Raw genomic sequence first — 24542 nt, 5'->3', positions numbered from 1 at the left:
GGCAGGTGACCGGTGCGTGGACGACGTGAGAGACGTCAGGCTACGTTCACCAGCCCGACCGTCGGGAAGAAGAAGCAGCTCTTGTCGCTACCGTCGACTGCCTTGTGGTTCACGGTGCCGAAGACCGCGGCGAGTACGGTGCCGGCGCCGGTCTCGACCGGGACGGCCCGCGCGCCTGCAGCGGGCAGCACGGCGAGTGCGTCGGTCAGTGGTCCGCGAACCAATTCCTTGACGGCCGGGTTGACGTCGAGGTTGTCCAGAATCGACTGCACCAGAGTCGATGTCGCGCCGCCGAAGTCCGCGAAGCCGCCCTTCAGGGTGTTGACGTTGAACCACGCCACCTGCATGCCGCTCTTGTCGCCGGAATCGTCGACGATGCCTGCCGGAACGAATGCGAACAGTGTCTCTCCGGCCTCGGCCGCATTGAGTGCCGGCAGCGGGACGGGCGAGGGGATGGTCAGGTTGGGCCACGGGCCTGCGGCCCCGCCTGCCACACCGGGCACGATGCCGAGCGGTGCGCCGGGCGCGGCGGCGCAGTTGATTGCAGCCGTCGGGTAGAAGAACGGCGTGATGCCGACTTCAGTCAGAATGCCGTTCACCGTGTCGAGTGCAGCGAGCGGATTGGCGCCGGTCGGTTCGGCGACCTCCGTGCGAGTCGCCGCGATGGCGTCGGCAGCAGCCTGGGACACGGCATCGAGAGCTGCGGGTGCAGGCGACGCGGGGCCGGGATCGGCCGCCGCGGTCGCGGGAACCGCGAGTAGAGCCGCGCACGACAATGCGACGGTTCCCGCTAAACGGCTGAGGCGACGAGACATATGTGACTCCTGGGACTCATGAGGTCAAAGTTACGAATGGGGTGATAGGACCACAATTCTTACGAAGTTCTCAAGCCCAGGAGTTCACGGTTATGCAATTGCAACGTCCGCCTACGCGGAGTTCGGTGCGTCAGCTTGCGTTGATTCCGTAGTCACGCACAATGCCGGCGAGGCCGGAGGCATAACCCTGGCCGATAGCTCGGAACTTCCATTCCTGGCCGCGGCGGTAGAGCTCGCCGAACACCATCGCGGTCTCGGTGGAGGCGTCTTCGGTCAGGTCGAATCGCGCGAGTTCACGACCGTCGGCCCGGTCCACGACACGAATGAATGCATTGATGACCTGGCCGAAACTCTGCCCCAACGCGTCGGCGTCGTGGATGGATACCGGAAAGACGATGGAATCGATCTGCGGGGACAGTGCGACGAGGTCGATGTCGATCGACTCGTCGTCGCCCTCACCTTCACCGGTGCGGTTGTCGCCGGTGTGCTCGATGGCGCCGTCGGGGGAACGGAGATTGTTGTAGAAGACGAAGAACTGATCGCCCGCGGACTTCTTGTCCGCGCCGAGTCCGATGGCGCTGGCGTCGAGGTCGAAATCCCCGCCCGTCGTGCTGCGCACATCCCAGCCCAATCCGATGGTCACGGCAGTCAGGTTCGGGGCTTCCTTCGACAGCGATACGTTTCCGCCCTTGGCCAGGGTGACGCCCATTCACTTACTCCTTCATTCGTAGATGAATTGCCTGCTCTCCACAGTAGGTGGTGAAGAGAGGGGAGGGTGTGACTAGCGATGCTGGAGTGATTGTGGTGAAATACCGAAACCGAAAAAGTTATCAGGGCGGCCGGCGTGCGCGTCGGCGACACGCCGAGCGAAACTATCGATCTGGGGACTTACGTGCACGTATCGCGTCGAGACTTGTTCAAGTACGCCGCTGTGGGATCGGCGGCCGCCGTCGGTCTGGCCGCAGTGTCCACCCAGGCGGCACGCGCCGACGGGCTGGGGACGTTGATCGATTACTCGGGCGGGGTTCCGTCGCCGGAGTCCATCCGCGCTGCCGGGCACCTGGGCGCGATCAGATACGTGTCGGACCGTAGGCCGGGAGCCGAATGGATGCTCGGCAAGCCCATGAAGCGTGACGAGGCGGACGCCCTCACCGAGGCAGGCCTCGAAGTGGTGTCCAACTACCAGTTCGGCAAGGGCGAAACCTCGGACTGGAAGGGCGGATTCGCGGCCGGCGTCAAGCATGCGAAGCGCGGCCTCGAACTGCACCGAGCAGCAGGGGGACCGGAGAATCGCCCGATCTACGTCTCCATCGACGACAACCCCACCGCGGTGCAGTTCGCGACCCTGATCGCGCCGTACATCCTGGGCTGGGAATCGATCGTCGGCCCGGAGAACACCGGCATCTACGCCAATTCGCCCACGATCGAACTGGCGTCCATCGCCGGGCTCGGTCAGTGGTACTGGCAGCACAACTGGGGCACTCCGAAAGGATTCCGCCACCCGGCTGCGCATTTGCATCAGGTTCAGATCGACAAAGCGAAAATCGACGGAATCGGCATCGACCTGAATGTAATTCTGAAGCCCGATTACGGCCAGTGGTCGTTGGCCTGAACCGGAAAGAATTCCGCAATGAATCTCATCGATGTCATTTATTCGATCGCGGCGTATTTTTATCAGCTACTCTCGGATTCGCTCGGCTCCTGATTCGCTGTCGTTCTTCCGAACAGCAGAATCAACGACACGACGGCCAATGCTGCGACCGCCGCAGAGAACACGACACCTGCGGTGACCAGACCCCACGCCGTCGCTGCAGCACCTGCGCCGATGACGGGGACAGAAATGGCGATGTAGAGGACGACGAACAGCGTCGACGTCACCTCGGCGCGGCGGTCCGGGGGTAGTTCCTCGGTCACCGACGCCAATCCCTTGCTGAACGTGATGCCCTGACCGATGCCGCACACCACCGCGGCGACCAACAGTACGGGCAGGGATGCGGTGGCCAGAGCCAGGCACAGAGCGCCGACGCCGACGATCAGCGTGACGCACCCACCGCGTAGTGCGACGGTGGTGTCGAGACCGCGCAGGGCGATCTGCGCGGCCGCCGAGGACGCGAACGTCACGAAGACGACGGCGCCGACGACGGCGTGGTTCTGCACTCCCAGAATCTGCGTGACGAAGCCGGGGGAGACGCCCGTGAACAGCCCGAGAACGGCGAAGCCGGCGAACCCACCGATCGATGCCCGGACGAACGTGGCCCGGACCGGGCCGGGCACGGACAACCTCTGCATGTGCGGACGCGCTCCGGGCAGCACGGTCACCGGCTCCGGAGTCAGGAACACGGCGACGCCTGCGACCGCCAGCAGGACGAGGTTCACGACGAACGTCAGCTGCGTCGGCTCGGGGAGGTACTCGACCAGCAGTCCCGCCACGAGCGGTCCGAGCCCGAGTCCGCCGATGTTCGCTGCCGTGGCTATCGCGGGAGCCCGGGACTTCCACGTCGAGGCGCTCGAACCTGCAGGCCTCGGACGTGGATCGGGAGCCAGTTCCACCAGGGTGACCGTGGCCGTGCCGACGAAGATGCCCGCGGACAGGCCGGACAGGACACGTCCGACGAGAAGGGCAGCGAGGGACCCGGCGAAGACGAACACCAGTGCGCTGGCGATGCCGAGCGCAATGCCTGCAAGCAGGAGCGGGCGCCTACCCAGCGAATCGGACCAACGTCCGAACGCCAGGAGGGCGGCGAGGACGCCGAGCGCGTACGCCGCGAAGATCACGGTCACGACGAACACCGAGAACCCGAACTCGGCCTGGTACAGCGAGTACACCGGGGTGGGCATCGTCGTGCCCATCATCGCGATCGTGAACGCGTAGGTGATCGCTACGAATGCAACAGGTTTGCTCACCAGCAAACCTTAGTGGGCAATGCCGGCCAGGGAACGACCAGGCTCGGTCGATCAGGGAACGAACACGGTCCCGATGGTCGGCAGGAATCCGCACGTGCGTGCCGGAGCGGCCGGATCTTCCTTGGACTGCGTCGTGATGGAACCCGAGACGACGGCGAGCACGCGGCCGGGGCCGGTGTCGGCGATAGCCGAGACGGTGGCCGGTCCGTCCGGGTTGATGTTCGATGCCCCGGTGAGTTCCGTGGTGCCTGTTCGACGGTTGTCGAGGTTGAGCCACGTGACCGTCAGCGGAGCTTCCTGGACCTGCGCGATGGGCGCGGTGCCGAGCGCGGTGAAGACGAAACCTGCCTGGCCGGCGGGCGGACCGGGAGGGGGCAGCGTTGCCGGGCCGGGTACTGCGAGTGCTGTGCCGACCGAGTCCGCGCTGTCGGAGATGCATCCCTTACCGATGGTGGGGTACAGGAACTGCGCGATGACCGGACCGTCCGCGGGAGGAAGCTCCGGGCCACCGCCGCCGGAACCGTCGAGGAACGTGATGACCCGCTCGAGGGTGGACTTGACCTGATCCGGCAGAGCCGAGTTCTCGAGGAGCGCGCGCGCCTGGGCGAGAAGATCCGCCTGAGGTGCGGCGGCGACATCCGTCGGACCGGCTGCAGCGCCGAGAATGGCCGGCGCGAACGAGGCGAGAGCTTCGATCTGTGCGTAATCGGGAAGCGGCTGATCCGGAGTAGGGAGGAAGAAGGGAGGTACCTGCGTCCCGGGAGTCGGGGACTCGGGAGCGGTGGGGGCCTGCAGTGCAGGTTCGGCCGATGCGGTGGCCGGCACTGCCAGCGCGGCAGCGATTGTCACAGCCACTGCGGTGACGGTCCTGCGCGTTACCCCGTTACGAAGCACTTGATTTCCCCATCCTCATCGAAAGCGGGCCGTGGAACTGTTGCTGGCTCGAGGGGTCACTCTATGTATACGGCCCATCGTTGTACAGCCGATGCCGATGCCAGACTGCCACCGTAGATTAGCCTGTTACAGAAGTGAATAGTGTTACTGGTGATGAAACTGTTATTTGTGACAACCCAACACGAGGCCGCGGAATTGTTGTGAACGGCTGTTTCGGAACCGGATCCGGCGGCCTATAGGCTCAGGCGTCAATCGCGGTCGAATCGAACGGGAGCAGTTACTTCAGTGAACCCCCCGCCCCGTCTGTCGCTCCTCCGGCTCGCACCTCTCCTGCTGGCTGTGTCGGTGATCGCGCGTCTCGTCTGGGCGTTCGCAACCGAGAACGGCATGAACCTCGTCGACCTGCACGTCTACGTCGACGGATCCGCGGCGCTGCTGCGGGACGACCTCTACGACTTCACGTATTCCGAAGAGACTCCGGACTTTCCGCTTCCGTTCACGTATCCGCCGTTCGCGGCACTCGTGTTCTTCCCGCTGCACTACCTGCCCTTCACGTTCGTCGGCGTGTGCTGGCAGCTCGCGACGATGGCCGCACTGTGCCTGCTGATCAAGCTCGCACTCGAGATGATCCTCGGCGACGACGCGGCAACCGTGCGACCCGCCATGGCGTGGACCGCGCTGGCTCTGTGGACCGAACCGGTACGCACCACGCTCGACTACGGGCAGGTCAACGTCTTCCTCGCCCTGGGGGCCGTGCTCGCGGTACGCAGCTCCAGATGGTGGGTCGCAGGCGGCATCGTCGGTTTCGTCGCCGGCATCAAGCTGACGCCCGCGATCACCGGACTGTTCTTCCTCGCAACCCGACGATGGAAGGCCGCTGCATTCTCGGCCGTCGCGTTCGGGGCGACTGTCGCCGTCAGTTACGCGGTCCTCGGACACCAGGCGGGCACGTACTTCACGACTCTGCTGGGCGACGCCGACCGCATCGGTCCCGTCGGATCGGTGTGGAACCAGTCGCTCCGAGGGGCGATGAGCCGCATCGCGGGATACGACGTCGAATCGTCCGTCGCCTGGATCGCCGGCGTACTGGTGATCGCTGCCCTCGCGGTCGCTGCGTGGCGGGCGCTGCCCCCCGGTGACCTCCTCGGCACGCTGATCATCGTCCAACTGCTCGGGCTCGCCGTCTCGCCCATCTCCTGGTCCCATCACTGGGTCTGGGTCATGCCGATGCTCGTGTGGTTGCTGCACGGCCCCGACCGCCGACGAATCGGAACCCGCATCGTCGCCGGATACTGGCTGCTCACGACGCTCGTCGGAGTGCCGTGGATACTCAGCTTCTTTCAGGAATCGATCTGGCTGGTCTCCCGGCCCGGAGTGCTCGCCTGGTTCGGTGCCGTCGACATCGTCGGAATCGTGCTTGTCTACGGCTGGGTCGTCTACCTCGGTCGAGATCGCCTGCGCGAGCAGTTGCTCAGTCTTCGGGCAGCAAGGCGTCGATCCGATGCGCCAGATCCACATCCTTCTGCGTGAGCCCGCCCGCCGAATGCGTCGACAGAGCGAACGTCAGCTTGCGCCATCGAATGTCGATGTCCGGGTGATGGTCGGCGGCCTCCGCGGCAGCCGCCACACTGGAGACGAACTCGATCGCGGACGGGAAGGTCGGAAGTTCGACGGTGCGGACGATCGACGAGTCCACCCGTCGCCACTGGGGGAGGGCGCGAAGGGCGTCGTCGACATCGGAATCGGAGAGTAGGTCGTCCATGACTGACGATGGTGGCACGAAGAAGCGTCTCGTGGTGGCAGGAGCGATCGTCTCCGACGGATTGTTGCTGCTCGCGCAGCGCTCGCGGCCCGCCGAACTCGCCGGCCTGTGGGAGCTTCCCGGCGGGAAAGTGGAGCCGGGCGAAACCCCCGAGGCGGCGTTGGCGCGCGAGCTGCGTGAGGAACTGGGCGTCGAGACCGCCGTAGGCGATGCGTTGACCGGTGATGTCGGTCTGGCCGAAGGCCGTGTGCTCCGCGCCTACCGCGTCGAGTTGATCTCCGGTAACCCGGTACCGCTCGATCACTCCGCGCTTCGCTGGGTGGATGCGTCGGCGCTGTCCACAATGGACCTCGTCGACGCCGATCGCGCCTGGGTCCCCGAATTGAGTGCCTTTCTCAGGCAGCCCGGGCCTTCTTGAGGCCCTTCTTCAAGTCCTTGCCGGTGGCGCCAGCATCTTCGAGTTTCTTCATACGCATGATGACGACGGGGCACTTCAAGCACCGTGTTTTCTTGCGGCAACACTTCTTCTTGGGCTTCAGACCCGAGATGTCCTTGGCCTTGACCTTGCCCATTTTGGTGGCTCCGCTTTGCTCGACTCGAAGGTGAATTCCTACCCAACAGTACTGCGTGGTGCAGGTCACCCTGTGCGAGCGGGTAAACTCGATCGGTCGCGAGAACCTCGCGGTGCAGCGCGCTTCTCTAGCGACATAAGCCCGCTAGCGAACAAGAGCCCGCATTCGACCCAGGAGAATTTTTCGCGTGAGCGCCCCAAGCAGTGCAGACAACATCGACAGCACCACAACCTTCCGCAACGTAGCCATCGTTGCACACGTCGACCACGGCAAGACCACGCTGGTCGACGCCATGCTGCGGCAGTCGGGAGCGTTCGAGGAACGCGCCGAACTCGTGGACCGAGTCATGGACTCCGGTGACCTCGAGAAGGAAAAAGGCATCACCATCCTGGCGAAGAACACCGCCGTTCACCGCCACAACCCGGACGGCACCATCACCGTCATCAACGTCATCGACACCCCCGGCCACGCCGACTTCGGTGGAGAGGTCGAACGCGGCCTCTCGATGGTCGACGGCGTCGTCCTGCTCGTCGACGCGTCCGAAGGCCCATTGCCGCAGACGCGCTTCGTGCTCCGCAAGGCGCTCGCCGCGTCGCTGCCCGTCATCCTGGTCGTGAACAAGACCGACCGTCCCGACGCGCGCATCGAAGAGGTCGTCTCCGAGAGCCACGACCTGCTGCTGGATCTGGCGTCGGACCTCGACGACGAAGCGTCCGAGGCAGCCGAGCTCGCCCTCGACCTTCCCGTTCTGTACGCCTCCGGCCGTGAGGGCAAGGCATCGAAGGTGCAGCCCGAGAACGGCAGCGCACCGGACGCCGAGAACCTCGACGAACTGTTCGACGTCCTCCTCAACTACGTTCCCGCGCCCAAGGGCAACGTCGACGCGCCGCTCCAGGCGCACGTCACCAACCTCGACGCGTCGGCCTTCCTCGGCCGCCTCGCGCTCGTCCGTATCCACAACGGCACGCTCAGCAAGGGCCAGACCGTCAGCTGGATGCGTGAAGTCGACGGCGAGCCCGTCGTCCAGAAGACCAAGGTCACCGAGCTGCTCAACACCATCGGTGTCGAGCGCGTCCCCGGCGAGAAGGGTGTCGCGGGCGACATCGTCGCTGTGGCCGGTTTCCCGGACATCATGATCGGTGACACCCTGGCCGACCTGGAAAACCCGGTCGCCCTGCCCCGCATCACTGTCGACCAGCCGGCCATCTCGGTCACCATCGGCACCAACACGAGCCCGCTCGTGGGACGCGTCAGCGGCCACAAGCTCACCGCTCGCATGGTCAAGAGCCGTCTGGATTCCGAGCTCGTCGGCAACGTCTCGCTCAAGGTCCTCGACATCGGTCGTCCCGACGCCTGGGAGGTGCAGGGTCGTGGTGAGCTCGCCCTCGCCATCCTCGTCGAGCAGATGCGCCGCGAAGGCTTCGAACTGACCGTCGGCAAGCCCCAGGTGGTCACCCGCCAGGTCGACGGCAAGATCCACGAGCCCTTCGAGGAGCTCACCATCGACACCCCCGAGGAATTCCTCGGCAGCGTCACCCAGCTCCTCGCGGCACGCAAGGGCAAGATGGTGCAGATGACGAACCACGGCGCAGGCTGGGTTCGGATGGAGTTCATCGTCCCGTCGCGAGGCCTGATCGGTTTCCGCACCGACTTCCTCACCGACACCCGCGGCACCGGTATCGCCAACGCCGTCTTCCACGGCTACGCACCGTGGGCAGGCGAGATCCGTGCACGCCACACCGGCTCGCTCGTCTCGGACCGCAGCGGAAGCGTCACCCCGTTCGCCATGATTCAGCTGGCCGACCGCGGAACGTTCTTCGTCGAGCCCGGCGCGGACACCTACGAGGGCATGGTCGTGGGTATCAACCCGCGTCAGGAAGACCTCGACATCAACGTGACCCGCGAGAAGAAGCTGACCAACATGCGTCAGTCCTCCGCCGACGTCATGGAGACCCTGGCCAAGCCGAAGAAGCTGGACCTGGAAATGGCCATGGAGTTCTGTGCAGGCGACGAGTGCGTCGAGGTGACCCCCGAGGTCGTTCGCGTCCGCAAGGTGCACCTCGACTCCAACGAGCGCGCTCGCGAGCGTTCGCGTAGCAAGTCCCGCGACAAGGCTGCTCTGTAATCAGCCTGTTTCGGTAAATTCTGGGCTGATGTCTCAGGTTCGAGCGTGGTGACCCTGCAGAGGGCCACCACGCTCGTGACAGGAGTGGAGCTCGAGGAGTGGACAGGTGCTGTGACGACGAAGGAGCGGCCATAGTGCGGCGGACGAAGAGTGGCATTGCAGTCGCAGCCATTGCACTGGCGTTGGCAGCCTGCACGGCCAATCCGCCGCCTCCCGTCGAGAGCGAACCCACTCCCGAGACCACGACGACCACTCCGGCGCCGACCGAAACCGGCGATCGGGTGGTCGTGGCCATCGACGACGTGGGGATCGGTTTCAATCCCCACCTGCTCTCGGATCAGTCGCCGGCCAATTCTGCTGTCAGTTCCCTCGTCCTACCGAGCCCCTTTCGTCCGATCGCCGATCCGAACGATCCGGCGAGCACCGTCTGGGCTCTGGATTCGACTGTCCTCGTGTCGGCCGAGGTGACGTCGCAGAACCCGTTCACGGTCAGATACCAGCTGCGCAACGACGCACAGTGGTCCGACAGTGCGCCGATCGCCGCCGAGGACTTCAGATACCTGTGGCAGCAGATGATCTCGCAGCCAGGCGTCGTCGATCCCGCTGGATACGCGCTGATCGAGGACGTCGCCTCGTCCGGTGGAGGCAAGACCGTCGACGTCACCCTGTCTCAGCCGTACCCGAACTGGCAGCGACTGTTCACCGACCTGCTGCCGAGTCATCTGCTCAAGGACTCGCCCGGCGGCTTCGAGACCGGCCTCAGCGACAACGTTCCCGTCTCCGGCAGTCAGTTCAACATCAAGTCCATCGACCGTGGGCGCGACGAAATCCTGCTCGAGCGCAACGACCGCTATTGGGGTGAGCCCGCCCTGCCGTTCCAGATTCTGCTTCGCCGGGGCGGAACTCCAGCTCAGCTCGCGGATTCGCTGCGTTCGGGCGACGCACAGGCTGCGCAGGTCCGAGCAGGAACGGCTACGGAAGCGCAACTGTCGGCAATCCCCGGTATTCGCACCGGCATTCGGTTCCAACCCCGCGTTCTGGATCTGACGCTGAACGGGCGCACGCCCGTGCTGGCCGACCCGGTCGTGCGGCGAGGGATGCTGGGTCTGCTCGACTCCTCGCTGTTGTCCACCGTCGCAGCAGGATCCGGATCTGCCGATCATCCTGCCCGTGCGCATCTGACCTCTCCGTCGGACACGCGCTACGACGCCACCGCGCCGGCTCCGATCTCTCGCGAGGCCGCGGTGACGCTGCTGGAACAGGCCGGGTACGTTCCCTTGGCCGACGGGTCTCTCGGAAAAGCCGGTGTGCCTCTCGATTTCGTGATCGGTGCCGTGGAGAACGACACGGTGTCGATCGCCGTCGCGAACACCGCGGCGGACCAGCTGTCCGGCGCAGGAATCAAGGCAACGGTCACTGCGCTGCCCGCGGAGGAGTTGTACAGCACCGCTCTGACCGACAGCGAGGTCGACGCGATCGTCGGGTGGTCCGCGGCCGGAGTGGATCCGGCAACCGTCATGGCGTCTCGATTCGGTTGCCCGGCAACGCAGACCGACGCGCCCGCGCAAGTGGAGACCGAGGGCGACGACGCGCCTCTGCCGTCACCGAGCAATCTGTCCGGGCTGTGTGTGCCGGAGCTCGAAGGCTCGGTGGACCGCGCGCTTCGAGGGGAACTACCGGTCGACCGCCTCGTCGCCGAAGCCGAGCCGAAGCTCTGGGAGTTGGCCGCGGTGCTCCCGATCATGCAGGATTCTTCCGTCGTCGCAGCGGGCACCGGCGTGGAAGGTGCGTCGTTGACCGGTCCCATCGAAACGGGGATCTTCGGCGACGCATCGAAATGGGTGAGGACACCGACCAAGTGAAACTGCTACTCGTTCACGCACATCCGGACGACGAGACCATCACCACCGGAGGCACCATCGCGCGTTACGCGCGAGCAGGCGTGGAAGTGACGGTCCTGACGTGCTCGCTCGGCGAGGAGGGCGAGGTCATCGGAGACACGTGGGCACACCTCGTGGTCGACGAAGCGAACCAGCTCGGTGGATACCGCATCCTCGAATTGGACAGGGCGCTGGCAGTTCTCGGTGCACAGCCTCCGAGATTCCTCGGTGGAGCAGGGAAGTACCGCGACTCGGGAATGGCCGGAACGGCGGCGGCGGCCAATCCGCGGGCGTTCGTCAACGCGAATCGAGACGAGGCGCTCGAAGCGATGCTGTCGGTGGTACGCAGTGTGCAGCCGGACGTGATCGTCGGCTACGACCCGGAGGGCGGCTACGGTCACCCGGATCACCAGCAGGTGCATTCTCTGGTGACGGAAGCGTTCGACCTGGCGGGAACGGACCACTATCCGGACGCGGGTGCGCCCTGCACGCCGAGGAAGTTCTACTGGACCGTCACCGGCGAGAAGCAGCTGCACGACGGTATCGACGCGATCGGCGAGGTGCCCGACGGTTGGAGGATGCCGGAGGACGGTGAACTCCCCTCGGTTCCGGAGAGTGTCGTGACGACGTCGATCGATGTGCGTGAGGTCTTCGACCTCAAGCGTGATGCCCTGCGTGCCCACGCCACTCAGGTGACCGTGGCGCCGTCGGGTGTCGAGTACGCGCTGTCCAACAACATCGTGCAACCCATCCTCGCCGACGAGCAGTACGTGCTGGTCCGCGGCGAGCCGGCGGACCTCGATTCGTCGGGTAGGGAAACGGATCTGTTCGCCGGCGTACTAGGATATGGCGTGAATCACTAATTTGATTGCATCTGGGGTGGGTCACACATGTACAACTGGATCGTGCAGGACGCCATAGTCGCGTTCGTCAACTCGCTCATGCCGGACTTTCCGCGGCAGGAAATGCTCTACCAGCAGGGACTGACCGATATCGCGTCGGCGCTGAGCAACCTACTGACCTCGTTGGGATACCCGCCGGTCTCCTGATCGATCTCGATACGTCAGTATTGGACGCATGATCTCGAAGGCCGCATCCAATGCTGTCGTCCTCGTGTCGAGGGCAACTCTCGCAGTACTGATCTTCGACGGTTTTCTGTGCGGCGTTCTGTCGATCCTGTTTCTTCCCACCTACCTCGGCTCGGTGCCGTTCCCGGTGAGTGCGCTCCTTGCCGGGGCTGCGAACGTTGCGTTGCTGTTCGCGGCCCGCAAGGTCGCCGAGGAACCGGTTGCCGTCGCGTCGCCGCTGATCGCGTGGTTCGTGGCCGTCCTGCTGTGCATGTTCGGTGGCCCCGGCGGAGACGTCCTGCTCCTGGCGGACTGGCGCACGGCGGTACTGCTTCTCGGCGGACTCGTTCCACCGGGTGTCCTGCTGTTCAGCTGGAGGCTGCAACGCCTCACAGCAGCCCCGCATGCTCACCCGCATCCCGGAGCACATTCTCGATCATCGTCGGGGTCAGCCTCCCGGTGAACGTGTTCTGCTGGCTGACGTGGTAGCTGCCGAACAAGCGGACGCCGTCGAGTTGGACGTGCACGCCGTGCCCGAACTTCGGCCGCGGTCGCGGGACTTCCCACCCGTTTCGTTCGAGCATCGGCAACAGTGATTGCCAGCCGAAGCCGCCGAGGACGACGATCGATCGCAGTGTCGGCTTCAGCAGGCGCAGTTCGATATCGAGCCACTTCTGGCACCGGTCACGCTCGGTGACCGTCGGCTTGTTGTCCGGGGGAGCACAGTGCACGGGAGCCGTGATCCGTACACCTCGTAGCTCGAGGCCGTCACCGATATGGGTCGACGTGGGCTGGTTGGCCAGCCCGACGGCGTGCAGCGCCGCATAGAGAAAATCTCCGCTTCGGTCGCCGGTGAACATGCGCCCGGTGCGATTGGCTCCGTGAGCTGCGGGCGCGAGCCCGACTATCAGAACGCGTGCATCCGCCGGCCCGAATCCAGGGACCGCTCTGCCCCAGTAGGTTTCGTCGCGGAACGCCGCCCGCTTCTCGACGGCCACCTTTTCACGCCAGTTCACCAGGCGTCGGCAGGCCCTGCACTGCGATACCGCCGCGTCGAGCTGAGGAATGTCTCGTGGGGTCATCGAGCCCACTTGTCACCGGCTCCCGGAGTCACCGCCTCGACGAGTGACCACGCCTGGTCGACGGGTACGTCGAGGATTTCGTAGTGCCCGACACCTGCGGGAGTCGCGGCGACGATGGTCGCGACCCCGGCGCGGCGCTGGAAGAAGCTCTGGCGCACGGTCCACCCGATGATTCCTGCAGCCTCGAGGCTGTGGCGCTTGCGATCCAGCGAACCGTGCTGCGTGATCAGCCAACCCGGTAGAACGGCGTGGCCGAGACCCCGACAGCGGTCCCAGGCAACCAGGAGTGCGCCGACGAACAGAACGGCCAGTGCGGCCCAGACGAGGATGGGGATCGGTGCACCTGCGTACTCCGCGACGCCGACGCCTGCTGCGACGACGGCGACAGGTAGCACCGCCCGTGTGTAACGCCGACGCTGTGCAGCCGGGCCGTGCACCACCAAAGGTTTTCTGGCGTCCCCGTGAAGTCCCGCGTCACCGAGGACGACGGTCATCATTCGTCTGGCTTCGACAGCGGGAGCCTGGGGGAGCAGCAGTGACGACTCCTTCTTCTCCGCACTGACACCGGTCATGATGGCGTCGAGCTTCGCGCCTTTCGCGACCCGCAGCAGCAGCGGCTCGGACAGTGACGTCCCGCGCAGACGTTTACGGTCCAGTGTCGTCGACCGGGTCCTCAGCAGTCCGTGTGCGACGTGCAGTCGAGTGCCGTCGTCGGTGACCGTCAGGTTGCCGTACGCGATCAGGTAGCGGACGCAGGCGAACACGCTCGCTATCGCCAGCAGGACGAGGAGTCCGACCACGATCACCACTGCGATCCCGAATCGCTCGGCGGAGTCGATGCTGTCGGTGACGACCGAGGACTCGGTGATCGTTTCCGCGAATCCGTACTGGAACAGGACACCGATCGCTGCGGCGATGGTGACGACGCCGGTGAACGAGAACGGTGCATAGCGCACCCACGACGTCCGCCAGTGCGCGATCTCGTTCTCTGCCGGTGGCGCTTCGTTCGGAGAGTCCGGTCGTCTCGTGACTCGCTCGAGCAGCTCTTCGCGCAGGGCAGGTACGACCTTCGAGTCGAGTGCGTTCAGCTCGAACTTCTCACCCTTGCCCGCCTGCTGACCCGTGCCGATGCGCAGGATCGACAGACCGAGCACGCGGTGGAGCACACCGGCCTCGATGTCCACGGACCGAATGCGGCTGCGCGGCACCGACAGGAGCTTCTTCTGAAAAACGCCGGTACGCAGCTGCACGTGCACCGGGCCGATTCGGTAACTCGTGGTGAACCAGCGCAGAATCGCGAACACGACGACCACCGCGACGATGATCAAGCCCCACAGATGATTGCCGCTCTGACTACCGACGATGAACGACACCAGCAGGACCGGCAGAACCTTCACTGCCTCGTTGACCGGATGCACCAGCAGCATCCGCTTGTCGAGCCGCAACCACGGTTGCTGCTCTTCCTCGGCGAGAAGTTCGTTGCTCATGTGGCGTCGCCCAACGTCCGTCCCGCGATGTCGGTCAGCTGTGCGACGGTCTTGTCTGCAACCTCCTTGTCGAGGGCCGTGATCTTGACAGCACCCGCGGAGGACGCCGTCGTCACCGTCACCGTGGACAACCCGAGCAGGCGATCGATCGGACCACGCTCGGTGTCCACTGTCTGCACCCGGCTGATCGGGGCGACACGTCGCTCCTGGTTGAACCACCCCGTGCGGGTGTAGACCGCGGTGTCGCTGATCTCCCAGCGGTGCACTCGATACCGCCAGATCGGCGTCACCACGATGTCCAGTACCGCGAGCACAACCGACACCCCGAACACCGTGACGTGCGGCCACGTCGTCCACGTATCAACGACCACCGCCCACACGACCTGTGCGACGAACACCGGAATCCAGATCAACGTCGCATTGATCGCCCACAACTGCTTGGCACGGGGACTCGGACGCCACGCCGGGTCGGTCATCGTGATCATGCCTACAGACCCTATCCGCACACCCTGGCCGCGCGGGTTGTAGCGGGAGCGCGGGTTGCAACCTGCGCGGTGGAACGGAACGTGCGCGGGGAGTGCGGTGACGAGGGATGTTGCGCCGAGCACGTTTGCAGCGGGAAACCCCTGCAGGGTGATCCGGTCGTTGTCGTGACGATTCACCCGCGAAGCGGTCCCGGTGGCACGTCCGTGTGTCGGAGGAGCATGATCGACTGGTGACCATGTTGCCCGATCCCGTTTCCGTGCCGTCCGCAACAGAGAAAGCTTCCGCAGCCGAGAAAGCTCCTGCACCGTCCGCTATGCGTCGGGTGCTCCGGCGCGCGCGTGACGGTGTCAGCCTGAACGTCGACGAAGCCACTGTGCTGCTGCATGCTCGCGGTGACGACTTGGTGGACCTGATGGCGTCGGCGTCTCGGGTTCGCGACGCCGGTCTTCTTGCGGCCGGGCGGGAAGCCACCGTCAGTTATTCGCGCAAGGTGTTCGTGCCGATCACGCGGTTGTGCCGGGACAAGTGCCATTACTGCACGTTCGTGACGGTCCCGGGAAAGCTGAAGGCAGAAGGCCACGGGCTGTTCATGGATCCCGACGAGATCGTCGAGGTCGCTCGGCAGGGTGCGGCATTGGGCTGCAAGGAGGCGTTGTTCACGCTCGGTGATCGTCCCGAGGAGCGGTGGCCGGAGGCGAAGGAATGGCTCGATTCGCGTGGCTACGACTCGACGTTGGATTACGTGCGTGCCATGGCGATCAAGGTGCTCGAGGAGACCGGTCTTCTGCCGCACCTGAATCCGGGTGTGATGTCGTGGCAGGAACTCTCGCGTCTCAAGCCTGTCGCGCCGTCGATGGGCATGATGCTCGAGACCACGTCCCGTCGGTTGTTCGAGGAGAAGGGGCAGGCGCATTACGGCAGCCCTGACAAGGATCCCGAGGTGCGCTTGCGCACGCTGACCGACGCGGGCCGGTTGAACATTCCGTTCACCACGGGAATCCTCGTGGGTATCGGCGAGACCATCCGTGACCGCGCGGAGTCGATCATGGCAATCCGTAAGGTGCACAAGGCGTTCGGGCATGTGCAGGAAATCATCGTGCAGAACTTCCTCGCCAAGCCGGACACCGCGATGCGCCAGGCGCCGAATGCCGGCATGGAAGAGTTCCTCGCGACCATCGCGGTGACCCGGATCCTGCTGGGGCCGGCCATGCGAATTCAGGCTCCGCCCAACCTCGTCGAGGCAGCGGAGACGGCTGCGTTGCTGGGCGCGGGCGTCGACGACTGGGGCGGTGTGTCACCGTTGACGCCGGACCACGTCAATCCCGAGCGGCCGTGGCCGAATCTGGACACCCTCGCCGAGCTGAGCCAGGCCGCGGGATACACCCTCGTCGAGCGGACCGCGGCGCAGCCGCAGTACATCCTCGCCGGCGCGCCCTGGATCGATCCGAGGATCTCCGCGCACGTCAAGGCGCTGGCCGACCCCGAGACCGGGATGGCGCGCGAAGGCGTCATCCCGGAAGGGCAGCCGTGGCAGGAGCCGGACGAGGAGTGGGAATCGTCGGGACGTGTCGACCTGAACACCGAGATCGACACCGAAGGCCGAAACACCGACACTCGAAGCGATCTCGCGAACGCGTTCGGTGACTGGGAGTCGATCCGTGAGCAGGTTCGTGACCTGGCGGGCCTCGAGCGGGTCGACCGAGACCTGGTGTCGGCGTTGAATGCGGCGGAGAAAGACCCGGCAGGGCTGTCGGACGAGCAGTATCTCGCGTTGGCGACGGCCGAGGGCCCTGGCATGGATGCCGTTGCGGCGTTGGCCGACGATCTGCGCAAGCAGGTCAACGGAGACACCGTCACCTACGTCGTCAACCGGAACATCAACTTCACCAACATCTGCTACACCGGTTGCCGATTCTGCGCGTTCGCGCAACGTAAGGGCGACGCCGACGCCTTCACGCTGTCGACGTCCGAAGTCGCCGATCGTGCATGGGAGGCGCACGTCGCGGGGGCGAGCGAGGTGTGCATGCAGGGCGGCATCGATCCGGAGTTGCCGGTCACCGGCTACGCGGATCTGGTGCGTGCGGTGAAGGAGCGGGTGCCGTCGATGCATGTGCACGCGTTCTCTCCGATGGAAATCGTCAACGGGGCCTCGCGCGGCGGTCAATCGATCCGTGAGTGGCTGACGGAACTCCGGGCGGCAGGCCTGGACACCATCCCCGGCACCGCCGCCGAGATTCTCGACGACGAGGTCCGCTGGGTGTTGACCAAGGGCAAGTTGCCTGCAGCCGAGTGGATCGAGGTCGTCACCACCGCCCACGAAGTGGGACTGCGCTCGAGCTCGACGATGATGTACGGGCACGTGGACAACCCGTCGCACTGGGTCGGACACATGAACGTGCTCAAGAAGATTCAAGACAAGACCGGGGGATTCACGGAATTCGTGCCGCTGCCGTTCGTGCACCAGTCCTCGCCGTTGTACTTGGCGGGTGCGTCGCGTCCCGGCCCGACAAATCGGGACAACCGCGCTGTTCATGCGTTGGCGCGCATCATGCTGCACGGACGGATCGACTCCATCCAGACGTCCTGGGTCAAGCTCGGTATCACGGGAACTCAGGTGATGCTGAACGGCGGAGCGAACGACCTCGGCGGAACGCTGATGGAGGAGACCATCTCGCGGATGGCGGGCAGCCAGAACGGGTCGGAGAAGACCGTCGCCGAGTTGCACGAGATCGCTAACGGCATCGGGCGCCAGGCACGCGAGCGCACGACGACCTACGAACTCGTCGACCGTGTCCCTGCCGTGGAGCTGGTCTGACATGGAGGATCGCACCGTAGCGGCGGCTCTGGGGCGCGCCGTCGCCATCATCGACCCCGTACTCGACCTGCTGGCCCAACGGGACCCGGTGGGACTCAAAGGCAGAACGTTCAGGACATCGACGGACACCGACACGGCGCTCGACAAGGTTCTGGACACACTGGCGTCGGCGCTCGATGCGACCGACTTTCCGGGGACCAAGGGGTGGGAGGCTCTCGACGAGGACGCGCGATCGCAGTGGTGGGTGGCGCGCATCGGCGCGTTGAACACCGTCGCGGTCGCGTTCCCCGGAGTGTTCGGCGTTCTCGTCAACCGGCTTCCGCTGCAGGACCTGCTCGGTTTCGCCAACCAGGCGATGGTCCTGGTCGCGGTGGCGCGCGAGAGCGGCGTCACCGACCGAGCGGATCACGTCCGGATGCTCGCGTCGGTGCTGTGCGAACGTGAGATCGATCTCTCCGCCCCCGAACCCGAGCGTCCTGCCACACCGAGAGGTCGCGGTCCTTTCGCGTTGTTGCGCGGAATGTGGGACGTGGCGAACGTGCTGCGCGATGTGTCGGGCGAGCTGGCGAAACGCCCACGTAGCCGGGGTGTGCTCCGGGTGCTCTCCGCCATCCCGGTCGTCGGGGGCGTCGCCGGATACCTGGGAGAACGTGGTGCCCTGTCCCGGGCTGCGGAACAGGGGAGGCAGTGGATCCGTGCGCACCGGAACGACGCGAGCCACGTAGGCTCGAAAGTGACTGTGCGTAAGTGAGGACACCCTGCGCTGGTTGTCGGAATTCTCCGGCGCGATACTAGGATCTTCAGGGCGCCAGGTTCGATCGGATCGTGGCGCCGACTTTGCGGAAAGGGAGGGAGAGCAGCAGTGCCCTACACGATTGCGGAACCGTGCGTGGATGTGATGGACAAGGCATGCATCGAAGAATGCCCGGTGGACTGCATCTACGAGGGCAACCGAATGCTGTACATCCACCCCGACGAGTGCGTCGACTGCGGTGCCTGTGAGCCGGTCTGCCCGGTCGAAGCCATCTTCTACGAGGACGACGTTCCGGATCAGTGGAACGGCTACATCAGCGCCAACGTCGACTTCTTCGACGAACTCGGTTCGCCCGGCGGCGCGGCCAAGCTCGGCCGGGTCGACCACGACTCGCCGTTCGTCAAGGCACTTCCCCCCATGGCCGAGAACTGACGTTGGCGCGCATCTCCGTTGCCGCTGGACTCCCGGATTTTCCGTGGGATTCGCTGACCGCGGCCAAGGACAAGGCGTCGGCGCACCCGGACGGCATCGTCAATCTGTCGGTGGGCACTCCGGTCGACCCCGTCGCTCCGATCATCCGTGACGCTTTGAACTCGGTCTCGGACCAGCCCGGCTACCCGACGACCCTGGGAACGGATGCGCTGCGGAGCGCAGCAGCCGAGTCGTTGGCTCGCCGCTACGGAGTCACCGGTATCGACCCGTCCGCGGTGCTCCCGGCCATCGGTACCAAGGAAATGATCGCCTGGTTGCCGAAGCTGCTCGGCCTCGGCGCCGACGATCTCGTGGTGATCCCGGAACTCGCCTACCCGACGTACGAGGTCGGCGCTCTGCTCGCCGGCGCGCGCGTCACCCGGGCCGACGGGCTCAACCGTCTCGGGCCCGAGAACGCGTCCCTGGTCTTCGTGAACTCGCCGTCCAACCCCACCGGCAAAGTGCTGCCGGTCGATCACCTGCGGAAGGTGGTCGCGTGGGCGCGGGAGCGGGGTGCCGTCGTCGTGTCCGACGAGTGCTACCTCGGTCTGACGTGGGAGGCGGACGCCGTGTCCGTCCTCGACCCGCGTGTGTCCGACGGAGACCACACCAACTTGCTGGCGGTGCATTCGTTGTCCAAGACGTCGAACCTGGCCAGCTACCGTGCCGGGTTCGTGACCGGTGACCCGGTGCTGGTGAAGGATCTGCTCGAAGTGCGTAAGCACGCAGGCATGATGGTGCCTCTTCCGGTGCAGGCGGCCATGACCGCGGCCTTGAACGACGACGCGCACGAGAACGAGCAGCGTGAGCGATACCGTGCACGCCGTACCGAACTGAAGTCTGCCGTCGAGAAGGCCGGATTCACCGTCGACCACTCCGAGGCCGGTCTGTACCTGTGGGCGACGCGCGGCGAGTACTGCCGTGACACGGTCGACTGGCTCGCCGCACGGGGCATCCTTGCTGCGCCGGGGGAGTTCTACGGCCCGGACGGGACCCAGCATGTGCGCATTGCGCTGACGGCCACCGACGAGAGAATCCACGCGGCAGCGGAGCGGTTGCTCTCCTGACGTCGAACTCTACCCTCACGTGAGGGTAGAGTAGCGCTACGTGCCGACCGACGTACTGAGCGCGCTGCGTTCACCCAAGATCCTCAAAACCGAGATTCTCGCCGGACTCGTCGTTGCCTTGGCGTTGATTCCCGAGGCGATTTCGTTCTCGATCATCGCCGGTGTCGATCCACGAGTCGGTCTGTTCTCCGCCTTCACGATGGCCGTCACCATCGCGATCGTCGGCGGCAGAACCGCAATGATCTCCGCCGCGACGGGTTCCGTCGCACTGGTCATCGCCCCGATCGTCCCGAAGTACGGTCTCGACTATCTGGTCGCGACGGTCTTGCTCGGTGGACTGATGCAGATCGTCCTCACCGCGTTCGGGGCAGTGAAGCTGATGAGGTTCATTCCCCGCAGCGTCATGGTCGGATTCGTCAACGCGCTGGCGATCCTGATCTTCATCGCCCAGATCCGATACTTCGTCGACGTGTCGTGGCTGGTGTTTCCGATCGCCGCGGCCGCGATCGTCATCATGGTGGTTCTGCCCCGACTCACCACCGCGATTCCGGCGCCGCTGGTTGCCGTCGCGGCTCTGACCGTCGTCACCATCGTGTTCGGAGTTCAGGTCCCGAACGTCGGCGACGAAGGGGAGTTGCCGTCGTCGCTGCCGTCGCTGTTCTTCCCGGACCTTCCGATGAACCTCGAGACGCTGAAGATCATCGCGCCCTTCGCTTTCGCCATGGCGCTCGTGGGACTGCTCGAATCCCTGTTGACCGCGAAACTCGTCGACGACGTGACCGACACACCGTCGAACAAGACGAGGGAAGGCGCCGGGCTCGGTGTCGCGAACATCGTGACCGGCACGTTCGGAGGCATGGGCGGGTGCGCATTGATCGGCCAGACGATGATCAACGTGAAGATCTCCGGAGCCCGGACGAGGATTTCGACGTTCCTCGCGGGAGCGTTCCTGCTCGTCCTCGTGGTGGTCTTCGGCGACGTCGTCGCGCGCATACCGATGGCCGTTCTCGGAGCCGTCATGATCATGGTCTGCTTCGCGACGTTCGACTGGCACTCGATCGCGCCGAAAACCCTGCGCCGCATGCCGCTCAGCGAAACCGCCGTGATGGTGGCGACGGTGGCGGTCACGGTCGCCACCGACAATCTGGCCTACGGCGTCATCGTCGGTGTCGTCGTCGCGATGATCCTGTTCGCACGTCGCGTCGCGCACGTCACGGAGGTCGTCGAGATCGCGCATCCCGACGACGACACTCGGGTCTACGGCGTACGCGGCGAACTGTTCTTCGCGTCGAGCAACGACCTGATCCACCAGTTCGACTACGCGACAGACCCGGCCAACGTCGTCATCGACCTGTCCGACGCGCACATCTGGGATGCGTCGACCGTTGCTACCCTCGATGCCGTGACGACGAAATACGCCAAGTACGGCACGCACGTCTCCATCGTCGGACTGGCCGGGGCAAGCAAGGAAAGGCATGATCGACTGACCGGACGCCTCGGCGGAGAAGGCTGAATCATGGCTGCGCACATGCAGATCGGTGAAGTCGCCGAACGTACCGGCTTGTCCATCAGAACGCTCCGCCACTACGACGAGGTGGGCTTGGTGCCGCCGTCGGAGCGCAGTGCCGGCGGGTTCAGGTTGTACACCGACACGGACGTCGAGCGACTGCTGGTGATCCGGCGCATGAAACCACTCGAATTCACGCTCGACGAGATGAGCAGACTACTGGCCTCGCTGGACACCATCGAGTCGGGCGGCGACGACGCCCAGGAGGCAGGCGCTTTCGTCGACGAATGCCATGCCAGGGCCGAGGCAGCGTGCGCGAACCTGCGGAAGAAGCTGGCGTACGCCGAGGAGTTGACCGCGGTTCTGGCCGCTAACCGACATCCCAGCCGCCGCGCCTGATACGCAGGATGTACACCAGCTCGGTGCTGCCGAACGCCTCGACCGTCGTGAACCTCTTCGGTTCGGTGTTCGTGGACGGGTTGCGGGCGAACTGCTCCTCGTAGAGTTGCCCGGCCCGAAGGTCGGCAAGTTCGACGCGTGTCCAGAAATCGTCGGACTGCACCGAATACACAAGCCGCGGCGCACTGTCGGTGACATGGTCGAAGTCGAGATCGTCGTCGTCGGCGATGTCGTCCGCCAGTTCGTCCGACTCCTCGTCGGTATCGACGTCCTGTTCGGCGTCGGTGCCGATGAGGTACACCCCGGGTTGCAAGCTGCCGGCCGGGACCGTCAAATACTCGGCGTAGTCGCCGGAGTCGATTCCATCGGCGTCCATGTATGTACGGTAACCATGTGCTGCTTCGTTCACTGAACCCACTCGCCGTTGCGCGCGGAGACGATATTCCCGACGCCGTCACCATCGACGGAGTCTCGCTGTCACGAGGAGACATTCTCGGGGCGGCGACGTCGGTGGCGGAGCGTGTCGCCCAGGCGGACCGGCTTGCCGTGCTGGCGACGCCGTCGGTGAAGACGGTGCTGGCAGTGGTCGGGTGTCTGATCGCAGGCGTGACGATCGTTCCCGTGCCCCCGGACGCGGGGCCGGCGGAACGGGCTCACATTCTTCGAGACTCCGGTGCCCAGGCGTGGCTCGGAGCCGCTCCCGACGACACCGCCGGGTTACAGGTGCTGCCCGTGCGTCAACACGCTCGGTCGTGGCACAGCTACCCGGACCCGCACCCGTCGTCGACGGCGTTCGTTCTCTACACCTCGGGTACCACCGGCCCACCGAAAGGCGTGCTCCTCTCGCGTGAGGCCATCGCAGCGGGAATCGACGCCCTCGCCGAGGCCTGGCAGTGGACGTGGAAAGACACACTGGTGCACGGCCTTCCGCTGTTCCACGTACACGGACTGATTCTCGGTCTGCTGGGACCGCTCCGGGTGGGAAGCCCCGTGATCCACACCGGCAAGCCGACGCCGGAGCTGTACGCCGCCGCGGGCGGCTCGCTCTACTTCGGAGTTCCGACTGTCTGGTCGAGGGTCGCCGCGGACGCCGACTCCGCTCGCGCACTGTCCGGTGCTCGTCTGCTGGTATCGGGGAGCGCGCCGTTGCCGGTACCCGTGTTCGAGAAACTGCGCGAGTTGACCGGTCAGGCACCGGTCGAGCGGTACGGCATGAGCGAAACGCTGATCACACTGTCGACGCGTGCCGACGGAGAACGCAGGCCGGGATCGGTGGGTCTTCCCGTTGCCGGCGTCGATACCCGGTTGGTGGGCGAGGACGGCGCGGTGCTGCCGCACGACGGTGACTCCATCGGTGCGCTCCAGGTCCGCGGACCGATGGTGTTCGACGGCTACCTGAACAACCCCGAGGCAACGGCCGAGTCCTTCACTGCCGACGGCTGGTTCGACACCGGGGATGTCGCGGTGATCGAGCCCGACGGCTTCCACCGAATCGTCGGCCGCGCGTCGACGGATCTGATCAAGTCCGGCGGTTATCGCGTCGGGGCAGGGGAGATCGAGACGGTACTGCTCGGTCACGCGACGGTCGACGAGGTGGCCGTGGTGGGGCTTCCGGACGAAGACCTGGGGCAGAGAATCGTTGCATTCGTCGTCGGGACGGGTGTGGAGCCGACGGTGTTGATCGACCTGGTGGCGTCCGAATTGTCGAACCACAAGCGGCCCAGGGAAATTCGTGTCGTGGATTCGCTACCGCGGAACGCGATGGGGAAAGTGCAGAAGAAGCAGCTCAGCTAGGAAAGCCGGCCGAAACCGACTATCGCGGAATCGGACAGAACGTCGACGGAGTGCACGCGAATCTTTCCGAGTTCGTTGCCTCCCACCGTCGTTGCGGTGTCTCCGTCGACCGCCACGACGATGTTGGTGTGCTGGCCGACCCAGCTGCTGTTGTCGTACAGCACGACGTCGCCGACGGAGGGAACGTAACCCTTGGGCTCGAACGTGCCCTGCTGCTGGTAGTACTCGGTCAACGTGTACACCCCGGGGATGCGCCAACTGCCGGAATGCGGGTTGCTCAGCGGGCGGCCCGCTTCACGCATGATCCAGCTGACGAAGTTCGCGCACCAGGCCTCCTCGACGCCCTCGGAGTAGAAGGTGCCGGGGCGTTGCCGTTCGTGCTCCGCCCGAGTGAGGTCGACGACGGCCGCCTGCTCGGCAGTGAGCGCGGACGTGTCGACGTCGGGAAACGGCGTCGTGTCCCACGGCAGGTACCGGCTCGGGGCCAACCACAGCACGGCGCCCGCCACCACCACGACGACCGCGACGAACGCCACGAACCAGCGGCCGACGCGTCGGCGACCGCGTTGCGGGGCGGTGGGGACCTCGATGCTCATCCTTCGAATGTACCGGCAGGTCCGTTCGAGCCGACGGTGAAGAACCACGCTTGACCTTCGACCGA

General features: G+C 65.3%; 26 protein-coding genes. 15 read left to right on the top strand and 11 right to left on the bottom strand.

Features of this window, described 5'->3' with window-relative positions; translation table 11 throughout:
- Positions 1 to 35: 35 nt before the first annotated feature.
- Together H292_RS0120835 and H292_RS0120830 are read right to left on the bottom strand one after the other, a co-directional pair.
- The gene (locus H292_RS0120835; RefSeq protein WP_019665435.1) at positions 36 to 815 is read right to left on the bottom strand and encodes a hypothetical protein; all 780 of its coding nucleotides are present in this window, start codon (positions 813 to 815) and stop codon (positions 36 to 38) included.
- A 130-nt stretch (positions 816 to 945) separates the two neighbouring features.
- The gene (locus H292_RS0120830; RefSeq protein ID WP_019665434.1) at positions 946 to 1524 is read right to left on the bottom strand and encodes a TerD family protein; all 579 of its coding nucleotides are present in this window, start codon (positions 1522 to 1524) and stop codon (positions 946 to 948) included.
- Positions 1525 to 1659: 135 nt separating this feature from the next.
- Here H292_RS0120830 and H292_RS0120825 point away from each other — a divergent pair, with 135 nt between their 5' ends.
- On the top strand, positions 1660 to 2427 hold the full coding sequence (locus tag H292_RS0120825) for a DUF1906 domain-containing protein (protein WP_019665433.1): 768 nt from the start codon (positions 1660 to 1662) through the stop codon (positions 2425 to 2427).
- A 62-nt stretch (positions 2428 to 2489) separates the two neighbouring features.
- Here the strand turns inward: H292_RS0120825 and H292_RS0120820 are convergent, their stop codons facing one another.
- Both H292_RS0120820 and H292_RS0120815 read right to left on the bottom strand, forming a co-directional pair.
- On the bottom strand, positions 2490 to 3719 hold the full coding sequence (locus H292_RS0120820; protein ID WP_020112617.1) for an MFS transporter: 1230 nt from the start codon (positions 3717 to 3719) through the stop codon (positions 2490 to 2492).
- Positions 3720 to 3770: 51 nt separating this feature from the next.
- On the bottom strand, positions 3771 to 4613 hold the full coding sequence (locus H292_RS0120815; protein ID WP_027498957.1) for an Rv1157c family protein: 843 nt from the start codon (positions 4611 to 4613) through the stop codon (positions 3771 to 3773).
- 285 nt (positions 4614 to 4898) lie between these two features.
- Here H292_RS0120815 and H292_RS0120810 point away from each other — a divergent pair, with 285 nt between their 5' ends.
- Positions 4899 to 6143, top strand: a complete 1245-nt coding sequence (locus H292_RS0120810; protein WP_020112615.1) for a mannosyltransferase — start codon at positions 4899 to 4901, stop codon at positions 6141 to 6143.
- Here the strand turns inward: H292_RS0120810 and H292_RS0120805 are convergent.
- Positions 6085 to 6375 (bottom strand): 4a-hydroxytetrahydrobiopterin dehydratase, encoded by a 291-nt coding sequence (locus H292_RS0120805; protein ID WP_019665429.1) that lies wholly within the window; start codon positions 6373 to 6375, stop codon positions 6085 to 6087. The genes H292_RS0120810 and H292_RS0120805 overlap by 59 nt on opposite strands.
- On the opposite strand from H292_RS0120805, the gene H292_RS0120800 reads away from it, so the two are divergent.
- Positions 6374 to 6793, top strand: coding sequence for a (deoxy)nucleoside triphosphate pyrophosphohydrolase (locus H292_RS0120800; RefSeq protein WP_020112614.1), 420 nt, complete (start codon positions 6374 to 6376; stop codon positions 6791 to 6793). The two genes, H292_RS0120805 and H292_RS0120800, sit on opposite strands and share 2 nt — an antisense overlap.
- Here H292_RS0120800 and H292_RS28475 read toward each other — a convergent pair.
- A complete protein-coding gene (locus tag H292_RS28475) occupies positions 6771 to 6947 on the bottom strand; it encodes a hypothetical protein (RefSeq protein ID WP_019665427.1) in 177 nt (58 codons plus the stop codon). The genes H292_RS0120800 and H292_RS28475 overlap by 23 nt on opposite strands.
- A gap of 187 nt (positions 6948 to 7134) precedes the next feature.
- Between H292_RS28475 and typA the strand changes: the two genes are divergently transcribed.
- From typA to H292_RS0120765, 5 genes are all read left to right on the top strand, one after another.
- The gene (gene typA, locus H292_RS0120790; protein ID WP_020112613.1) at positions 7135 to 9072 is read left to right on the top strand and encodes a translational GTPase TypA; all 1938 of its coding nucleotides are present in this window, start codon (positions 7135 to 7137) and stop codon (positions 9070 to 9072) included.
- Between the two features lie 134 nt (positions 9073 to 9206).
- Entirely contained in the window at positions 9207 to 10934 is a 1728-nt protein-coding gene (locus tag H292_RS0120780; RefSeq protein WP_019665424.1) for an ABC transporter family substrate-binding protein, read from the top strand.
- The gene (mshB, locus tag H292_RS0120775) at positions 10910 to 11815 is read left to right on the top strand and encodes an N-acetyl-1-D-myo-inositol-2-amino-2-deoxy-alpha-D-glucopyranoside deacetylase (protein ID WP_020112612.1); all 906 of its coding nucleotides are present in this window, start codon (positions 10910 to 10912) and stop codon (positions 11813 to 11815) included. The genes H292_RS0120780 and mshB overlap by 25 nt, the downstream gene beginning before the upstream one ends.
- A gap of 27 nt (positions 11816 to 11842) precedes the next feature.
- Positions 11843 to 12001: a hypothetical protein gene (locus tag H292_RS28470; RefSeq protein ID WP_019665422.1), complete on the top strand. Its 159-nt coding sequence runs from the start codon at positions 11843 to 11845 to the stop codon at positions 11999 to 12001.
- A gap of 28 nt (positions 12002 to 12029) precedes the next feature.
- Complete coding sequence (locus tag H292_RS0120765; protein ID WP_019665421.1) at positions 12030 to 12482, top strand: hypothetical protein; 453 nt, start codon at positions 12030 to 12032, stop codon at positions 12480 to 12482.
- Here H292_RS0120765 and H292_RS0120760 read toward each other — a convergent pair.
- From H292_RS0120760 to H292_RS0120750, 3 genes are read right to left on the bottom strand one after another with little or no spacing between them, the layout of a single operon-like run.
- Positions 12409 to 13101, bottom strand: coding sequence for a uracil-DNA glycosylase (locus H292_RS0120760; RefSeq protein WP_170947449.1), 693 nt, complete (start codon positions 13099 to 13101; stop codon positions 12409 to 12411). The genes H292_RS0120765 and H292_RS0120760 overlap by 74 nt on opposite strands.
- Entirely contained in the window at positions 13098 to 14588 is a 1491-nt protein-coding gene (locus tag H292_RS0120755) for a PH domain-containing protein (RefSeq protein ID WP_020112611.1), read from the bottom strand. Before H292_RS0120755 ends, H292_RS0120760 begins: the two co-directional genes overlap by 4 nt.
- Positions 14585 to 15073, bottom strand: a complete 489-nt coding sequence (locus H292_RS0120750) for a PH domain-containing protein (protein WP_019665418.1) — start codon at positions 15071 to 15073, stop codon at positions 14585 to 14587. The genes H292_RS0120755 and H292_RS0120750 overlap by 4 nt, the downstream gene beginning before the upstream one ends.
- A 236-nt stretch (positions 15074 to 15309) precedes the next feature.
- Here H292_RS0120750 and H292_RS0120745 point away from each other — a divergent pair, with 236 nt between their 5' ends.
- The 6 genes from H292_RS0120745 to H292_RS0120720 all read left to right on the top strand — a co-directional run bounded on the left by H292_RS0120745 (position 15310) and on the right by H292_RS0120720 (position 22087).
- Positions 15310 to 17889, top strand: a complete 2580-nt coding sequence (locus tag H292_RS0120745; RefSeq protein ID WP_051104911.1) for a bifunctional FO biosynthesis protein CofGH — start codon at positions 15310 to 15312, stop codon at positions 17887 to 17889.
- A gap of 1 nt (position 17890) precedes the next feature.
- Positions 17891 to 18640, top strand: coding sequence for a hypothetical protein (locus H292_RS0120740; protein WP_020112609.1), 750 nt, complete (start codon positions 17891 to 17893; stop codon positions 18638 to 18640).
- Between the two features lie 111 nt (positions 18641 to 18751).
- Positions 18752 to 19075, top strand: coding sequence for a ferredoxin (gene fdxA / locus H292_RS0120735; protein WP_019665415.1), 324 nt, complete (start codon positions 18752 to 18754; stop codon positions 19073 to 19075).
- 2 nt (positions 19076 to 19077) lie between these two features.
- Complete coding sequence (gene dapC, locus H292_RS0120730; RefSeq protein WP_019665414.1) at positions 19078 to 20181, top strand: succinyldiaminopimelate transaminase; 1104 nt, start codon at positions 19078 to 19080, stop codon at positions 20179 to 20181.
- 40 nt (positions 20182 to 20221) lie between these two features.
- Positions 20222 to 21694 (top strand): SulP family inorganic anion transporter, encoded by a 1473-nt coding sequence (locus tag H292_RS0120725; RefSeq protein WP_020112608.1) that lies wholly within the window; start codon positions 20222 to 20224, stop codon positions 21692 to 21694.
- Positions 21695 to 21697: 3 nt separating this feature from the next.
- On the top strand, positions 21698 to 22087 hold the full coding sequence (locus H292_RS0120720) for a MerR family transcriptional regulator (RefSeq protein ID WP_019665412.1): 390 nt from the start codon (positions 21698 to 21700) through the stop codon (positions 22085 to 22087).
- Here H292_RS0120720 and H292_RS0120715 read toward each other — a convergent pair.
- Positions 22059 to 22463, bottom strand: coding sequence for a hypothetical protein (locus H292_RS0120715; RefSeq protein ID WP_019665411.1), 405 nt, complete (start codon positions 22461 to 22463; stop codon positions 22059 to 22061). The two genes, H292_RS0120720 and H292_RS0120715, sit on opposite strands and share 29 nt — an antisense overlap.
- Positions 22464 to 22465: 2 nt before the next feature.
- Between H292_RS0120715 and H292_RS0120710 the strand changes: the two genes are divergently transcribed.
- Complete coding sequence (locus H292_RS0120710) at positions 22466 to 23881, top strand: acyl-CoA synthetase (RefSeq protein WP_019665410.1); 1416 nt, start codon at positions 22466 to 22468, stop codon at positions 23879 to 23881.
- On the opposite strand, the gene H292_RS0120705 is transcribed toward H292_RS0120710, so the two are convergent.
- Positions 23878 to 24477 carry a CHAP domain-containing protein gene (locus H292_RS0120705; protein WP_020112607.1) on the bottom strand — a complete coding sequence of 200 codons (600 nt, stop codon included), beginning with the start codon at positions 24475 to 24477 and terminating at the stop codon, positions 23878 to 23880. The genes H292_RS0120710 and H292_RS0120705 overlap by 4 nt on opposite strands.
- Positions 24478 to 24542 lie beyond the last annotated feature (65 nt).

Source organism: Rhodococcus sp. 114MFTsu3.1 (genome assembly GCF_000383555.1).
Classification (GTDB): domain Bacteria; phylum Actinomycetota; class Actinomycetes; order Mycobacteriales; family Mycobacteriaceae; genus Rhodococcoides; species Rhodococcoides fascians_E.
Note: the sequence above shows the minus strand (reverse complement) of the source record. Positions and strands in the feature narration are given on the sequence as shown.

Bases quoted from the DNA above. Each gene is read 5' to 3' on its own strand.
- H292_RS0120830 (WP_019665434.1), bottom strand. From the start codon at position 1,524: ATGGGCGTCACCCTGGCCAAGGGCGGAAACGTATCGCTGTCGAAGGAA.
- H292_RS0120705 (WP_020112607.1), bottom strand. From the start codon at position 24,477: ATGAGCATCGAGGTCCCCACCGCCCCGCAACGCGGTCGCCGACGCGTC.
- mshB (WP_020112612.1), top strand. From the start codon at position 10,910: ATGGGTGAGGACACCGACCAAGTGAAACTGCTACTCGTTCACGCACAT.
- H292_RS0120740 (WP_020112609.1), top strand. From the start codon at position 17,891: ATGGAGGATCGCACCGTAGCGGCGGCTCTGGGGCGCGCCGTCGCCATC.
- H292_RS0120800 (WP_020112614.1), top strand. From the start codon at position 6,374: ATGACTGACGATGGTGGCACGAAGAAGCGTCTCGTGGTGGCAGGAGCG.
- H292_RS0120765 (WP_019665421.1), top strand. From the start codon at position 12,030: ATGATCTCGAAGGCCGCATCCAATGCTGTCGTCCTCGTGTCGAGGGCA.
- H292_RS0120835 (WP_019665435.1), bottom strand. From the start codon at position 815: ATGTCTCGTCGCCTCAGCCGTTTAGCGGGAACCGTCGCATTGTCGTGC.
- H292_RS0120805 (WP_019665429.1), bottom strand. From the start codon at position 6,375: ATGGACGACCTACTCTCCGATTCCGATGTCGACGACGCCCTTCGCGCC.
- H292_RS0120755 (WP_020112611.1), bottom strand. From the start codon at position 14,588: ATGAGCAACGAACTTCTCGCCGAGGAAGAGCAGCAACCGTGGTTGCGG.
- H292_RS0120715 (WP_019665411.1), bottom strand. From the start codon at position 22,463: ATGGACGCCGATGGAATCGACTCCGGCGACTACGCCGAGTATTTGACG.
- H292_RS28470 (WP_019665422.1), top strand. From the start codon at position 11,843: ATGTACAACTGGATCGTGCAGGACGCCATAGTCGCGTTCGTCAACTCG.
- H292_RS0120720 (WP_019665412.1), top strand. From the start codon at position 21,698: ATGGCTGCGCACATGCAGATCGGTGAAGTCGCCGAACGTACCGGCTTG.
- H292_RS0120745 (WP_051104911.1), top strand. From the start codon at position 15,310: ATGTTGCCCGATCCCGTTTCCGTGCCGTCCGCAACAGAGAAAGCTTCC.
- H292_RS28475 (WP_019665427.1), bottom strand. From the start codon at position 6,947: ATGGGCAAGGTCAAGGCCAAGGACATCTCGGGTCTGAAGCCCAAGAAG.
- H292_RS0120710 (WP_019665410.1), top strand. From the start codon at position 22,466: ATGTACGGTAACCATGTGCTGCTTCGTTCACTGAACCCACTCGCCGTT.
- H292_RS0120750 (WP_019665418.1), bottom strand. From the start codon at position 15,073: ATGATCACGATGACCGACCCGGCGTGGCGTCCGAGTCCCCGTGCCAAG.
- H292_RS0120760 (WP_170947449.1), bottom strand. From the start codon at position 13,101: ATGACCCCACGAGACATTCCTCAGCTCGACGCGGCGGTATCGCAGTGC.